Origin of the sequence: Shewanella rhizosphaerae (assembly GCF_019457655.1) — a bacterium.
GTDB lineage: Bacteria > Pseudomonadota > Gammaproteobacteria > Enterobacterales > Shewanellaceae > Shewanella > Shewanella loihica.
The window spans coordinates 4236623-4250461 of the sequence record NZ_CP080420.1 but is presented as its reverse complement, the minus strand read 5'-3'; the positions used below and the strand labels follow the sequence as shown (position 1 = coordinate 4250461).

Genomic DNA, 13839 nt, shown 5'->3' with positions numbered 1-13839 from the left:
TGGCTCCTAGATATGGTCGCGGATCAGGGTGTCGAGGTTGAAGCAGGCGCGGCGGCTCTGCTGATGGCTCAGCGGCTCCTTACCTGCGGTGCGCTGAATGTCTTTGAACCAGACTGTGCCCGCCGCCGATTGCGACTGACACTCCAGGAAGCCGTCCGAGCAATCGTCGAGCCAGTTCTGTGTGGTCTCGAGCGCCACCTGATACTGATAGCCGGCGCAGTAGCTGTCGCCGTCCCAGAAGGCGGAGTCGACATCTGAGCCCACTACGACCTCGAAGGGCGAGGGCAGCGCAGGGCGGCCGGAGGTGCCATAGAGCCAGCTGTTGTTATAGCTGCTCATCCAGCTGACCTGCTGCTGTTTCACCGCATCGCTACCATAGCCCAGCAGCCAACCCAGGGAGGTCTCGAACACGTTACCCTGGGTGACGGCATCGGCCAGTGGCGTGCCGCCGCTGGATGGTGCCAGGGCGATCACCTTGGAGGTGGCGTTGATGATCTTGGGATAGCGACTGTCCCAGGTGGGGTTGGAGAGGATCCAGCGCACCACGTTGCCGCCGTTGGAGTGGGTCAGCAGGGTGAGATCGTTAATGTTTTTACTCTCAATAAACTGGGTGAGTTGCCCGGCCAGACAGCCAGCGGCGGCGTCATCCCACATGTATTGGTCGAAATCGCAGTTGATCACCAGGTAGTTATCGGGCGAGGCAGCTCCCTGGCGGACGGAGTCGACAAATTCCCGTGTCCAATAGTCCGACAGCGCATCTGTCTGATGCCCGGTACCATGGATAAACACGAGTCCGGAGGCGGCATAAGTCAATGGGCTGACAGCAAACAGACCCAGCATCATGAGCTTTTTATAGATCTTCATTGGCTTATTTCTCTTATTTGATGTTGTTTTAGGTTTTGTTACCTGGTTTCAATCACCAGTTTCAGTAACTAGGTGTTAGCTACTCAGGTGTCAGTTACTCAGGTTTTAGTTACTCTGGTTTTAGTAACTAGAACCTAGTTACTCAGGCTTTAGCTACTCAGGGTTTTAAATATTCAGACACAGAGGTCAGACGTCGGACGTCAGACCTCTTAAGGGAAACTAACGGCAGGAAAGTGAGGCGGCAAGGCTTTTTAACGGTACTTTAGTACCAGTTAAACTAAGCTTAGGTGGTTGATTGTTTTAAACAAAAAGGCGCGCACCTATTTATGTTGTGTCTGCGGCCATGGCCCGCGTTTGAATAACGCGCGAAAAAAATTGCACCTTTGTTGTGCAAGCGGGCACCGTCAGACGCATCACCAGTGATTTTATCTGTCGGCGACCCGCTTCTCAGTTTTAGATAACTGCTTACCTAGTTTTACTGGCTGAAAATCCGGTAGATTTTGACCGCTATCAAGGGTGCAGATGGGCCTGCTCACTGAGATCCAAGAGCGCCTGGGCCGCCGGTGTCAGGGGTAGGTCTTTGCGCCAGATCAGCGCCAGATCCCAGGTGAGATTGGGGCGAATAGGCTTGAACACTAGCTCGCTGCCCTGCAACTTGTGGCAGATAGGCTCTGGCAGGATGGCGACCCCCATCTGGGCCTCTACCATGGTCGCCAGAAAGTCCCACTGGCCGCTGCGAAAGGCGATGTTGAGCTGCACGCCGGCCTTGTGACTCAGGCGGGTGATCAGCTTGGCCAAGGAGAAGTCCTCGTTGTAGAGGATGAAGGGGTAGGCCTCGAAGTCCTGCCAGGTCACAGCCTCTTGCTGGGCGAGGGCATGGTCCTTGGGCAGGCAGGCCAGCAGCGGATAGCGGGTGAGGGCGCGGTTGGCCAGCTCGATATCATGGGTGGTAGGCAGGGCGGTGAAGGCGATATCCAGGCTGTTGTTAAGCAGCGCCTGCTCGCAGCCGAAGCCGCCATATTCATACATCTGTAGCTCTATGCCTGGATATTGCTGGCGAAAGGCGGTGAGCAGGTCGATGATCAGGCTGCTCATCATGGGGCAGACCCCAAGGCGCAGGTGTCCAGACTTGAGGCCGCTCAGGTTGGTAAGGTCTTCCTGCAGCCTGTGCCACTGCCCCAAGATCTCCCGGGCGCTGTTCTCCAGCAGTATGCCTGCCTGGGTTAGCTCTATCTTCTGATTATTCCTGTGCAGCAGCTGCTGGCCGAGATTTTCCTCCAGTCGCTGGATGATCTTGCTCAGGGTTGGCTGGGTGATAAAAGACTTTTCCGCCGCCCGGGTAAAATTTCCCGTTTCAACCAGGGTGAGAAAATAATGTAAGGTTTTGATTGGTATGTTCATTCTTATTTGGCATTCACGGGATACTATTTATTCATTTTACTAATAGTCGCCTTAAGATTACTTTGATCCAGTTGGCAAAATGAGGGCAAGGTTAATGAAAGCGAATCAAAGTTTATGGGTAGGGGCTTTATGGCAGGCGGCAATGCCACGTGAAGTCATCGAATCCGAGTGTCAGTCTGAGAGTGTTGTTGCTAGCGCAAACAATGCGCCTGCGGAAGAGGCGCCAAAGCACCCAGCCTAGGCTGGGTGCTTTCACTCAATCCATCTCGAGTTCTTTCAGCTTACGCGTCAGGGTGTTACGACCCCAGCCCAGGCGCTTAGCTGCTTCCTGTTTGTGTCCCTTAGTGTGTTTCAGCGCCGTCTCTAGCAATATCTTTTCAAACGCAGGCTGTATCTGGGTCAGCAGATCGCTCTCGCCTTCGCTCAGACGTTGATCTATCCACTGGGTCAGGGCCTCCTGCCAGCCACCGCTGCCCGCCTGGGGTGAACTGTCGTGGCTGTTGCTGGGTGTCAGTAGCTCGGGGGGCAGATCCTGAGGCAAGATCTCCTGGCCCGAGGCCATCACCATGAGCCAGCGACAGGTGTTTTCCAGCTGACGCACGTTACCGGGCCAGGGCAGACTAGCCAGGGTGTCGGCGGTCGCCTTGGTGAGTATCTTAGGTTCGACGCTGATCTCCTTGGCGGCGGTGGCCAGGAAGTGGCGTGCCAGCTGAGGAATATCCTCCCGGCGCTGTGACAGCGGCGGCAGATGTACCCGGATCACGTTGAGGCGGTGGAAGAGGTCCTCACGAAAATCCCCCTTGGCCACCAGAGACTCCAGATTTTGGTGGGTGGCGGCTATGATGCGCACATCCACCTGCACCGGCGAGTGGCCGCCGATACGATAGAACTGACCGTCTGCCAGTACCCGCAGCAGGCGGGTCTGCACATCCAGCGGCATGTCGCCGATCTCATCGAGAAACAATGTGCCGCCATCGGCCTGCTCGAAGCGGCCCTGACGCACGTTGGCGGCGCCGGTGAAGGCGCCCTTCTCGTGGCCGAACAGCTCAGATTCAATCAGCTCCTTGGGGATCGCCGCCATGTTGAGGGCGATGAAGGGCTTGTCCTTGCGCGGACTGTGTTTATGCAGGGCGCCGGCGACCAGCTCCTTACCCGTGCCCGACTGGCCGTTGATCAACACGCTGATGGAGGAGCGTGACAGGCGGCCGATGGCGCGAAACACCTCCTGCATGGCCGGTGCCTCGCCGATGATCTCCGGCGCCTTGACCTCGGGCTGGCTAATGACCTTGGGTGACTGCTCCTTGGCATGGCTCAGGGCGCGCTCCACCAGGCCGATCGCCTCGTCGATGTCGAATGGCTTGGGCAGATACTCGAAGGCCCCGGCCTGATAGGCGCTGACGGCGCTGTCGAGGTCGGAATGGGCCGTCATGATGATCACCGGAATGTGGGGATAGTGCAGCTGCAGGCGATCCAGCAGGGTCAGGCCGTCGGTACCCGGCATGCGGATATCCGAGATGATCACCTGGGGTTGAGTCTGTTCCAATGCCTGCCACAGGGATTCGGCGGCGGCGAAGCTGGCGCAGCTTATCTTGGCGCCCTTGAGCGCCCGTTCGACCACCCAACGTATCGAACTATCATCATCGAGAACCCAAACTTTTTCTGTCATACACCTACTCTCTTAAGTTGAATGCTCTAAGGTCACCTACGCTAGCTCTTAAGCGGCAGCAGTATGGTAAATTCTGTCTTGCCCGGCACAGAGGCGCAGTCGATGCGTCCGCCGTGGAGCCTGGCAAAGTTATGGGCGATGGAGAGCCCAAGTCCGGAGCCCTGCTCCCTGCCCGTGACCATAGGGTAGAAGAGGGTATCCATCAGCTCGGGTGGGATCCCCGGGCCATCGTCTATGATGGAGAGCGCCAGCACCAGCTTGTGGCGTGTGGTGCCTATGGTGACCTGGTGCTGGGTGCGGGTCTTGATGCGGATCTCGCCGCCGTCTTCCACCGTCTCCAGCGCCTGGATGGCGTTCTGCACTATGTTGAGTACCGCTTGCTGCAGCTGCTCCTGATCCATCTCGATATCCGGGATCGAGGGGTCATAGTCCTGGATCAGCTGGATATTGCCCGGCAGGGTGACGCTCACCAGCTTGAGCACCTTCTGGATCACCGCATGGATGTTGTGCAGGCTGTGCTCCGTGGGTTTCTGCGGGCCCAGCAGTCGGTCCACCAGGTTTCTCAGCCGGTCGGCCTGCTCTATGATGAGGTCGGTAAACTCGCGTTGATCGGCGTCTTCCAGCTCGCGGGAGAGCAGCTGGGCCGCGCCTCTTAGGCCCCCCAGGGGGTTCTTGATCTCATGGGCCAGGTTACGTACTAAGTATTGGGCCGCCTGCTGCTGGGCATCCAGGGTCAGCTGCTGATGTATCCGCCTTTGCTGATCCACCTGGCGCAGCTCAAGCACTCCCTGCTCGGGTTGATCCGGCTGGGCTTCAAGCGGGGTGAGTGTCATGTCGACCGTGTGACCCTGACCGTCCAGGGTCACCAGGTTGGCGGTGTTGACCGTCAGGCCTTGGTGTTCGCGAATGGCGGTGCGCAGCAGCTGATGATCTATGCTCAGTAGCTGGCAGCAGTCTAATAGGTTGTGTTCCGTGAGGCGGTGACTGCCTAACCCAAGCAGTTGCTCGGCCGCGCTATTGGCATAGCACAGCTTGAGATCATCTGAGATGACGAGCACGGCCGTCACCAGATGATTGAGCAGAGGGTCTGTGTTCATTTACGACTCCCGGGAAGTAGGTTGCACCATAATGGTGCACCAATTTGGTGCACGCTGCAAGCTATCTTCACCGGGATTGTTTTGGGATGTGATTTTCTAAGTTATTAAAAATTAAGATATAAATTTTTAACCGCCCCCGAGAGGGGTCGCCCTAGGAATCGCATTTATGGTCGCTCGGTGAAGAAATACGGTTCTAGGGGGGGTCGATGCAAGTTGTTTGCCGTTTTGTGCCAAGGCCTTGATTTCAAACTTGTGCTCGCCGCGATCCACATTCTCCAGCGTAAATACCGGGCTCGCCTGAGGCGTGCTGACCACCTTGCCATCCATCAGGAGCACCAGTACATGACCGGCGGCGAGATCTGGGGTGATGGAGCCGATCACTGTGATATTGCCGTTATTGTCCCTTAGGGTCTCCTCTTCGCTGGGGCTGGAGATGGTCAGCTTGTAGAGCTCCTTGGGCTCCTCCTTGGCTGGGGTTAGCGGCTCGCGTACCACAGGGGGCGGCAGCTTGATCTGGTTTTCGGTATTTTCCTTAAACTCGACCTGGGTGGAGTTTTCTACCGGGGTATCCGAGTAGTGAACCTTGCCATCCTTGTCGACCCATTTATAGATGGCTGCCTGAGCCCCAAGGGTCATTAACAGCAGGGTAAACAGCAATATCGGGCGCATAAACATTCCTTTTATACCTTGTCTTTGCTACAGATTAGTCGCTTTCGCGGTAAAAAGCATCAGGGCTAGGGTCTGTTGACCTTTCCTGTTTGTTTTTGCTGCCGTTTGTAGGTGATTGATACAAGGCAGAGCCTGTGCCGTATAGTTACGCTACACAAGCTGGCGATAACGCAGTAGAAATTGCCTACAAGCGCAGCCCAAGCGGTTCATCTCAACGCGTCTATCTCATTATGAAAGGCTTCCTGCCTTTCACCACAAGCTGTTAGAAATCGTTCCAAGCGATTTCTTGGTTGTTTGCCATTCCCATAGTGCAACTATGCGTCATGGCACAGGCCTTAAACACAATGCGTTGAGATTGAACAAAAATTAAACCTGAAAGATAAACAGGCCCTAAGTGATTGGCAGTTGATGACGGGAGAAGGTCTGTTTCAGCACCACGGTCGACTCTATGCTGGCGATACACTTGAGGCCGCCTAGGGAGTGTTTGACGAAGCCTTCATATTCCAGCAGATCGTGGGCGACTATCTTCAGTAGGTAGTCGTGAGCACCGGTGATCACCGAGCATTCCTGCACCTGAGGCAGACGGCTCATCTCCTGCTCGAACTGTTCGCCATAGGCGGCGGAGTTCTCGGTGAGGCGCACGAATGCATAGACAATCACATCGAGTGCCAGCGACTTAGGGTCGAGCCTGGCGCTGTAGCCCTGAATAAAGCCCGCTTGCTCCAGCTTCTTGATGCGCCGCAGACAGGGGGTGTCGGAGAGGTTGAGCCGATTGGCCAGCTCGGCCACGGGCAGGCGTCCCTCCTCCTGCAGTATGCTTAAGATCTGCTTGTCTTTGCTGTCCAGTTTCATCGCTTAGGTCTCTTGTCCCTCGATTGGGCTCTAGGGCTGGTTTGTTGGATAAGCTTATTAAAGTGGTTATTTTTATCGGAATCCACTAAAAAATCTCTATTTGCCGGATTGATATTGCAGGTTTGCGCTAATGGCTTAGTGGTAGCTTATTGAGTCATTATTAAAATAACCAAGAGATACCTACCCTATGAGTCAAGATGTCGCGGCCTTCGATCACTGGATCAGGCAGGAGTTTGTCGAGATTAACTCGGCGCTGGAGCGCCTCTACATGCAGCAGAGCGACCCCGCCAACGTGGTGGGCATAGGCGATGAGCTGAAGGCGCGGCTAGAGGCCGAAGGCCGGACGCTCATCAAGGCGCTGTTGGATGAGGGCAATACCGATGAAGGTTTCGATGCCGCTTTCGATCTGCTGGGTAACGTGGGCCTCTACATGGCGGCTTGCCGTCGCCACGAGATCACAGAGCCGAGCCGCGAAACCAGCTCGCCATTGTTGGAGGCCTCGGCCTTGGCGATGCATATAGGCGCCTCCATCGGGGTGACGCCGCGCTTTGCCACCGCCCATCTGACTACTCACAATCGCGCCGTCAACGGCCTCTATAAGCGCTTTACCGATCTCGACGACGAGAAGCTGTTCGTCGACTACAACACCAAGGGGATCCTCGCCTACAAGCGGGCGGCCGATGCCCTGCTGAAGATCCAGCCTCTGGGGATCTCCCATCCCATGACCGCCGAGTTGTTAGAGGTCGCCCTGGTGGCGCTTCAACAGGTGATCGCCTCCAATCAGACGCTATTCGATCGCCTCGATACCCAGGCGTTTTTTAACAGCGTGCGTCCCTATTACAAGCCCTATCGCGTCGGCCAGCAGGTGTATCGTGGCGCTAATGCCGGTGACTTTGCCGGCATCAATGTGATCGACCTGCAGCTGGGGCTCTGCTTCGCCAACGAGTCGGCCTACTCCCAACTGCTGGTGGATAAGTTCCTCTACATGATGCCGGAAGATCAGCGCATCTTGCGTGACTGCATGCGCCGCACCAGCCTGATGGACGATTTCCTCGCCGCCATGGAGATGCGTGACCAGCCCTGGTACCAGGAGAATCTGGCGCAGTTCCTGCGGGTGTGTGAGGCCCATGGGCAGGGGGCGATACAACACCATGATCAGCTGGTGGAGAAGTATATCGCTCAGCCTGCCAAGCAGATGGAGAGCCAGCATATCGACAAGGTTACCGCCAGTGGCCCGCCGCTGCCTGTGCTGCTGGGGGCGCTGGAGAAACTCAGAGACAGACGCGCCGCCGCCAAGCGCGATGACATACGCACCCGTTTCGACGACATCGCCAGGCTGCGCGCCAGCCTAGAGGGGTAAGCCATGTACCAGAATGATTTTGTGATGCCCAAGTCGGTCTACCTGCTCAACCACTCGGTGGGCAGGCCGCTGCAGAGTCTGCGCCAGGCGTTCGACGAGCGTTTCTTCCTGCCCTGGCAGGGCGCGGGGCGAGAGCCCTGGGGAGACTGGCTGTCTGTGGTGGAGGATTTTCGCGTTCAGCTCGCTAGGCTGTTCAACAGCGAGACCCGGCTGTTTTGCCCTCAGGTTAACCTTTCCAGCGGTCTCACCAAATTGGTGCAGTCCCATTCAAGGCTGCGCCGCCCCGGCGCCGTGATCCTGATGAGCGAGAACGATTTCCCCAGCATGGGCTTTGCCTTACGTCAGGCGCTGCCTGAGGCTGAGATACGTTTCATCCCCGCTAACCTGGATGTGAGTCTGCCGGAGGTGTGGCAGGCACACCTGACCGACGATATCGATCTGGTGTTTATCAGCCACGCCTATTCCAACACGGGTCAGCAGGCGCCGTTGGATTCTCTCATACCTAAGGTGCGCGAGCTGGGGGCGCTCTCTCTGGTGGATGTGGCCCAGGCCGCCGGGGTATTGCCCCTGGATCTTAATGCCCTCAAGCCAGATTTCATGTTGGGCTCCAGCGTCAAGTGGCTCTGCGGTGGGCCGGGGGCTGCCTACCTATGGGTGAGCGCCGATCAGCTGGTGCATTGCTCACCCCAGGATGTGGGTTGGTTCAGCCATGAGAACCCGTTCGAGTTCGACATTCACGATTTTCGCTACCATGACTCGGCGCTTAAGTTCTGGGGCGGCACTCCATCTGTGGCGCCTTTCGCTCTCGCGGCCCACAGCATTGGCTATTTTGCCGAGCTGGGTAGCGGCAAGGTGCGCCAGCACAACCTGATGCAGCAGGAACGCATCTGGCGTCAGGCGGGTGATGCCCTGGTCTCCCCCTCGGATCCGGCCCGCTGTAGCGGCACCGCCATCTTAGACTTCGGTGAAGCCCAGCAAGCGGCGATCGAGGCGTTGACCCAGGCGGATATTAGCCTAGATGTGCGCAAGCAGGGGATGCGGATCTCGCCCCACATCTACAACGGCGAGCAGGATATGCAGCGGCTGCTTGAGGCCCTGGCGCCTTTCTGTCGCTAGCCCTGTTTTCGTTAGTCCCGCAGTCGTGAGTGAATGACCGTAAAACAGATAGCAAAAAGCCAGGCCTAGTGCCTGGCTTTTTTATCGAAGAAAGCGCTTATCGCTTTGCTTATGCCTCTAGCGCTTGGCTCATTCTTTTAACGCTTTGCTTATGCCTCTAGCGCTTGGCTCATTCTTTTAACGCTTTACTTATGCCTTTATCGCTTCGCTAATGTCAGCTCGACGAAACGCTTGATGATGGCGGCGTTGGCCAGGATACGCTGATCGAAACTCTGCTGGCCAGGGGTCTCGCTACAGACGCCGACGCTGGCGCCCAGTCGCACCAGGAAGGCCTCGAAGGAGAGGTCGAAATGGTTGAAGATGATGCCATCTTGCACCGGACAGTCATCGATCAGTCCGTCCTGGGCGATGGGGAAATAGTGCCCCAGGGCGTCGCGTAGTTCGCGGCTGAATTGGCCTGGATGCTGATTGGCCTCGAAGGAATAGATGTAGGTGTCTGTGAGCAATACATCTTCATGACAGGTGAGGATGCCATCTTTACTGGCGGCGGCCAACAGCTGGGAGTGAGCCAGCAGGATCTCGCCCTCGCTCGAGGTGTCCTGATTGCTACGGCCACGGCCGTTCTCTAACACGAAACCACGATTTGGGTTTTGCCCCAGCTTGTTGAATCTATGGCCGCGCTTGAAACCTGTGGGGTTCACCAGCGGCAGCAGGCTAAGGTTGATCTGCCCGAATAGCTCGGGTTCCAGTTCGTTGAGGAAGTAGAGCAGCCCCCAGGGGCCGGCGGCCTCTTCGCCATGAAAGCCGGCGCTGATCAATATCGAGGGTTGATCCGCCTTCTGCGCCGGCGACTGATACAGCTCCAGCGGATGCGGACCTGCATCACCCAGCTTACGCGCCTGTAGTCCGAGGCGACTTGCCTGCTCTTCTAAGCGGGCATAGAAGCTGCTGATATCATTGCTCTGACAGCTAAAAATATCGCTGTGCCAGGTGAAAGACTGGAAGGGATCGCGGCTAGACATAATGGGATTCTAAAGTAAGTGATTCGGCGTGATCATGATAGCAGTTTGGCCATAAAGTTAAATCAATTTTATGCCCGCCATCAGGCGCTTAAGCCAAGTTTATCTGCCGGTAAAAGGGCATAAAAAAGCCGCCTTAAGTGGCGGCTTCTTCGAGCTATGATCCTAGCTTAGAGGCGAGGATTATAGGCTGTAGTACAGCTCAAATTCTGCTGGGTGAGTGGTGCGAGCCACTTTCTCTGCTTCTGCAGTCTTCAGAGCGATATAAGAATCGATGAAGTCATCAGAGAATACGCCGCCTTTGGTAAGGAACTCACGGTCTGCATCCAGGTTCTCAAGTGCGTTCTCAAGAGAGGTCGCAACCTGTGGGATCTCAGCCGCTTCTTCCGCTGGCAGATCGTATAGATCTTTGTCCATGGCTTCGCCTGGGTGGATCTTGTTCTGGATACCGTCAAGACCAGCCATCAGCAGTGCAGCGAACGCCAGGTATGGGTTAGCCGTTGGATCTGGGAAGCGAGTCTCGATACGACGTGCCTTAGGGCTTGGTACTACTGGGATACGGATAGACGCAGAGCGGTTACGTGCCGAGTAGGCCAGCATGACTGGTGCTTCGAAGTGAGGCACAAGACGCTTGTACGAGTTAGTGCTTGGGTTAGTGAAGGCGTTCAGCGCGCGAGCGTGCTTGATGATACCGCCGATGTAGTACAGAGCAGTCTCACTTAGACCCGCATACTTGTCACCTGAGAAGAGGTTAACACCGTCTTTAGCCAGTGATTGGTGAACGTGCATGCCGCTACCGTTGTCGCCAACGATTGGCTTAGGCATGAAGGTCGCCGTCTTGCCGTAAGCGTGGGCCATGTTGTGAACCACGTACTTAAGGATCTGGATTTCGTCAGCCTTTTCAGTCAGCTTGTTGAAGCGAGTCGCGATCTCGTTCTGACCGGCAGTCGCCACTTCGTGGTGGTGCGCTTCAACTACTTGACCCATCTCTTCCAGAACCAGACACATGGCGCTACGAAGATCTTGTGAAGAGTCAACCGGTGCTACTGGGAAGTAACCGCCTTTCACGAATGGACGGTGACCTGTGTTGCCGTCTTCGTAGTGAGTGCCTGAGTTCCAAGCCGCTTCTTTAGCGTCTAGCTTAACGAAACAGCCAGACATGTCGGTGCCGAACTTAACGTCGTCAAACAGGAAGAACTCTGGCTCAGGACCAATCAGTACGGTATCGGCGATGCCGGTAGAAACCATGTACTCTTCGGCTTTCTTAGCGATAGAGCGTGGGTCGCGGTCGTAACCAGTCATAGTGCCTGGCTCGAGAATGTCACAGCGGATCAGGGCAGTGGTTTCTTCGGTGAACGGGTCAAGAACGAAGGTCGTTGGGTCTGGCATCAGTACCATGTCTGACTCGTTAATGCCTTTCCAACCAGCAATAGATGAACCGTCGAACATTTTACCGTCTTCAAAGAAATCGGCATCAACCTGGTGAGCAGGAATAGATACGTGCTGCTCTTTACCTTTAGTATCGGTAAAACGCAAATCAACAAACTTAACTTCAAGTTCTTCTAGTTGTTGTAAAACTGATTCAACTGACATTCTAAAGTCTCCGAGTAGAGTAGAGGGGATGCCCTTCTTATATCATTCAGCGTTGCGACCAACGCGGTTCTGGCATGAGTAAAGCTAGACTCGTGCCAAAAGTTTAACGTATTGATTTTTATGGGAACAATAAAGAAGGTAGGTGACGGGAATCTCGATATTGCACCATAAAGGTGCAACCGATGCCTCTTGATGGTGCGTTCACCAATATGGTGCGCACCAATATAAACATGACTATTCATAGCTGACTAAAAAATAATCCTGTGCGAGAGCCCCTCGCTAGAGTAGAATGGCACGTTTTTTATTGCAACAGCTATTATTAGGGCTGTTATCAATACCCTATTTTTTCGATGGTAAGAGGTTTATCCGTGTTAGAGAATTTACGTAACATCGCCATTATTGCACACGTTGACCATGGTAAAACGACCCTGGTTGATAAGCTGCTGGCACAGTCTGGAACCCTTGAGACTCGAGGAGAGGCCGCTGAGCGGGTGATGGATTCCAACGATCTTGAAAAGGAACGTGGAATCACGATTCTGGCGAAGAATACTGCCATCAAGTGGAACGATTACCGTATCAACATCGTTGATACCCCTGGCCACGCCGACTTCGGTGGCGAGGTAGAACGTGTACTTTCTATGGTTGACTGTGTGCTACTGCTAGTTGATGCGGTCGATGGTCCAATGCCACAGACACGTTTCGTGACTAAGAAAGCCTTCGCTCAAGGCCTTAAGCCTATCGTAGTGATCAACAAGATTGACCGTCCGGGTGCGCGCCCTGATTGGGTTATCGATCAAGTATTCGACCTGTTCGACAACCTGGGTGCTACCGACGAGCAACTAGACTTCCCAATCGTTTATGCCTCTGCACTGAACGGTTTCGCGACTCTGGATCCTGAAGAGACTGGTACTGACATGACGCCACTGTTCGAGACCATCGTCGAGAAAGTATCTTCACCTGATGCCGATGCCGAAGGTGCCTTCCAGATGCAGATCTCTCAGCTGGACTACAACTCATACGTGGGCGTTATCGGCGTTGGCCGTATCAAGCGCGGCAGCGTTAAGGTAAACCAGCAGGTTACCGTAGTGGGCGCCGATGGCACCACGCGTAACGGTAAGATCGGTCAGGTACTGGGCTACATGGGTCTGGACCGTCATGAAGTGGCTGAAGCTAATGCCGGCGACATCGTAGCGATCACAGGTCTTGGTGAGCTGAAGATCTCTGACACTGTCTGTGCCGTGGGCAACGCCGAAGCTTTGCCACCTCTGTCTGTTGACGAGCCGACACTGACCATGACCTTCCAGGTAAACACCTCGCCATTCGCTGGTAAAGAAGGTAAGTACGTGACTTCACGTAACATCCTTGAGCGTCTGCAACAGGAACTGGTACACAACGTGGCACTGCGCGTCGAAGAGACTGACAGCCCAGACCGTTTCCGTGTATCTGGCCGTGGTGAACTTCACCTGTCTATCCTTATCGAAAACATGCGTCGTGAAGGCTACGAGCTGGCCGTATCGCGTCCTGAAGTTATCGTTAAAGAGATCGACGGCGAGAAGTGCGAGCCATACGAGACGCTGACCGTAGACGTTGAAGAAGAGCACCAAGGTGCGGTGATCGAGAAGCTAGGTACCCGTAAGGCGGACATGCGTGACATGCAGCCAGACGGTAAAGGCCGTGTGCGTATCGACTTCATCATTCCTAGCCGTGGCCTGATCGGTTTCCAAACCGAGTTCATGACTGCCACTTCTGGTACAGGTCTTATCTACCACTCATTCGACCACTATGGTCCAGTGAAGGGTGGCGATATCGGTCAACGTCAGAACGGTGTACTGATCTCTAACGCTACCGGTAAGGCACTGACCTTCGCCCTGTTCGGTCTGCAAGACCGTGGTCGTCTGATGATCGGTCACGCGGCAGAAGTTTACGAAGGCCAGGTAGTGGGTATCCACTCTCGCGCCAACGACCTGACAGTTAACTGTCTGAAAGGTAAGCAGCTGACCAACATGCGTGCCTCTGGTACCGACGAAGCTCAGGTACTGACCCCGCACATCCAGATGACCCTTGAGCAGGCGCTCGAGTTCATCGATGACGACGAATTGGTAGAAGTGACTCCGCTAAGCATCCGCGTGCGTAAGCGTCACCTGACCGAAAACGATCGTAAGCGTGCTAGCCGCGCCTCGAAAGACGCTTAATTTGACCCGC

At 55.3% G+C, this 13839-nt stretch carries 11 protein-coding genes; 3 read left to right on the top strand and 8 right to left on the bottom strand.

Annotation, left to right across the window (positions count from 1 at the left end; all coding sequences use genetic code 11):
• Positions 1-6: 6 nt before the first annotated feature.
• The 6 genes from K0I63_RS18420 to K0I63_RS18395 form a co-directional block, all read right to left on the bottom strand.
• Positions 7-864 (bottom strand): hypothetical protein, encoded by an 858-nt coding sequence (locus K0I63_RS18420; RefSeq protein WP_220079314.1) that lies wholly within the window; start codon positions 862-864, stop codon positions 7-9.
• A gap of 510 nt (positions 865-1374) precedes the next feature.
• Entirely contained in the window at positions 1375-2265 is an 891-nt protein-coding gene (locus K0I63_RS18415) for a LysR family transcriptional regulator (RefSeq protein WP_011867356.1), read from the bottom strand.
• A 256-nt stretch (positions 2266-2521) separates the two neighbouring features.
• On the bottom strand, positions 2522-3931 hold the full coding sequence (gene glnG, locus K0I63_RS18410; RefSeq protein ID WP_011867355.1) for a nitrogen regulation protein NR(I): 1410 nt from the start codon (positions 3929-3931) through the stop codon (positions 2522-2524).
• Between the two features lie 41 nt (positions 3932-3972).
• A complete protein-coding gene (glnL, locus tag K0I63_RS18405; RefSeq protein WP_220081962.1) occupies positions 3973-5028 on the bottom strand; it encodes a nitrogen regulation protein NR(II) in 1056 nt (351 codons plus the stop codon).
• Between the two features lie 126 nt (positions 5029-5154).
• A complete protein-coding gene (locus tag K0I63_RS18400) occupies positions 5155-5697 on the bottom strand; it encodes a DUF4124 domain-containing protein (RefSeq protein ID WP_258406132.1) in 543 nt (180 codons plus the stop codon).
• A 390-nt stretch (positions 5698-6087) separates the two neighbouring features.
• Positions 6088-6549 (bottom strand): Lrp/AsnC family transcriptional regulator, encoded by a 462-nt coding sequence (locus K0I63_RS18395; protein ID WP_144201550.1) that lies wholly within the window; start codon positions 6547-6549, stop codon positions 6088-6090.
• 187 nt (positions 6550-6736) lie between these two features.
• On the opposite strand from K0I63_RS18395, the gene K0I63_RS18390 reads away from it, so the two are divergent.
• Both K0I63_RS18390 and K0I63_RS18385 read left to right on the top strand, forming a co-directional pair.
• Positions 6737-7909 (top strand): PrnB family protein, encoded by a 1173-nt coding sequence (locus K0I63_RS18390; protein WP_220081961.1) that lies wholly within the window; start codon positions 6737-6739, stop codon positions 7907-7909.
• A gap of 3 nt (positions 7910-7912) precedes the next feature.
• Positions 7913-9025 carry an aminotransferase class V-fold PLP-dependent enzyme gene (locus K0I63_RS18385; protein WP_220081960.1) on the top strand — a complete coding sequence of 371 codons (1113 nt, stop codon included), beginning with the start codon at positions 7913-7915 and terminating at the stop codon, positions 9023-9025.
• A gap of 197 nt (positions 9026-9222) precedes the next feature.
• On the opposite strand, the gene K0I63_RS18380 is transcribed toward K0I63_RS18385, so the two are convergent.
• Complete coding sequence (locus K0I63_RS18380; RefSeq protein WP_011867349.1) at positions 9223-10047, bottom strand: N-acetyl-ornithine deacetylase; 825 nt, start codon at positions 10045-10047, stop codon at positions 9223-9225.
• A gap of 180 nt (positions 10048-10227) precedes the next feature.
• Positions 10228-11637, bottom strand: coding sequence for a glutamate--ammonia ligase (glnA, locus tag K0I63_RS18375; RefSeq protein ID WP_011867348.1), 1410 nt, complete (start codon positions 11635-11637; stop codon positions 10228-10230).
• A 368-nt stretch (positions 11638-12005) separates the two neighbouring features.
• Here glnA and typA point away from each other — a divergent pair, with 368 nt between their 5' ends.
• Complete coding sequence (typA, locus tag K0I63_RS18370) at positions 12006-13829, top strand: translational GTPase TypA (RefSeq protein ID WP_220043579.1); 1824 nt, start codon at positions 12006-12008, stop codon at positions 13827-13829.
• The last annotated feature ends 10 nt before the right edge of the window (positions 13830-13839 follow it).

Bases quoted from the DNA above. Each gene is read 5' to 3' on its own strand.
- K0I63_RS18420 (WP_220079314.1), bottom strand. From the start codon at position 864: ATGAAGATCTATAAAAAGCTCATGATGCTGGGTCTGTTTGCTGTCAGC.
- K0I63_RS18415 (WP_011867356.1), bottom strand. From the start codon at position 2,265: ATGAACATACCAATCAAAACCTTACATTATTTTCTCACCCTGGTTGAA.
- glnG (WP_011867355.1), bottom strand. From the start codon at position 3,931: ATGACAGAAAAAGTTTGGGTTCTCGATGATGATAGTTCGATACGTTGG.
- glnL (WP_220081962.1), bottom strand. From the start codon at position 5,028: ATGAACACAGACCCTCTGCTCAATCATCTGGTGACGGCCGTGCTCGTC.
- K0I63_RS18400 (WP_258406132.1), bottom strand. From the start codon at position 5,697: ATGCGCCCGATATTGCTGTTTACCCTGCTGTTAATGACCCTTGGGGCT.
- K0I63_RS18395 (WP_144201550.1), bottom strand. From the start codon at position 6,549: ATGAAACTGGACAGCAAAGACAAGCAGATCTTAAGCATACTGCAGGAG.
- K0I63_RS18390 (WP_220081961.1), top strand. From the start codon at position 6,737: ATGAGTCAAGATGTCGCGGCCTTCGATCACTGGATCAGGCAGGAGTTT.
- K0I63_RS18385 (WP_220081960.1), top strand. From the start codon at position 7,913: ATGTACCAGAATGATTTTGTGATGCCCAAGTCGGTCTACCTGCTCAAC.
- K0I63_RS18380 (WP_011867349.1), bottom strand. From the start codon at position 10,047: ATGTCTAGCCGCGATCCCTTCCAGTCTTTCACCTGGCACAGCGATATT.
- glnA (WP_011867348.1), bottom strand. From the start codon at position 11,637: ATGTCAGTTGAATCAGTTTTACAACAACTAGAAGAACTTGAAGTTAAG.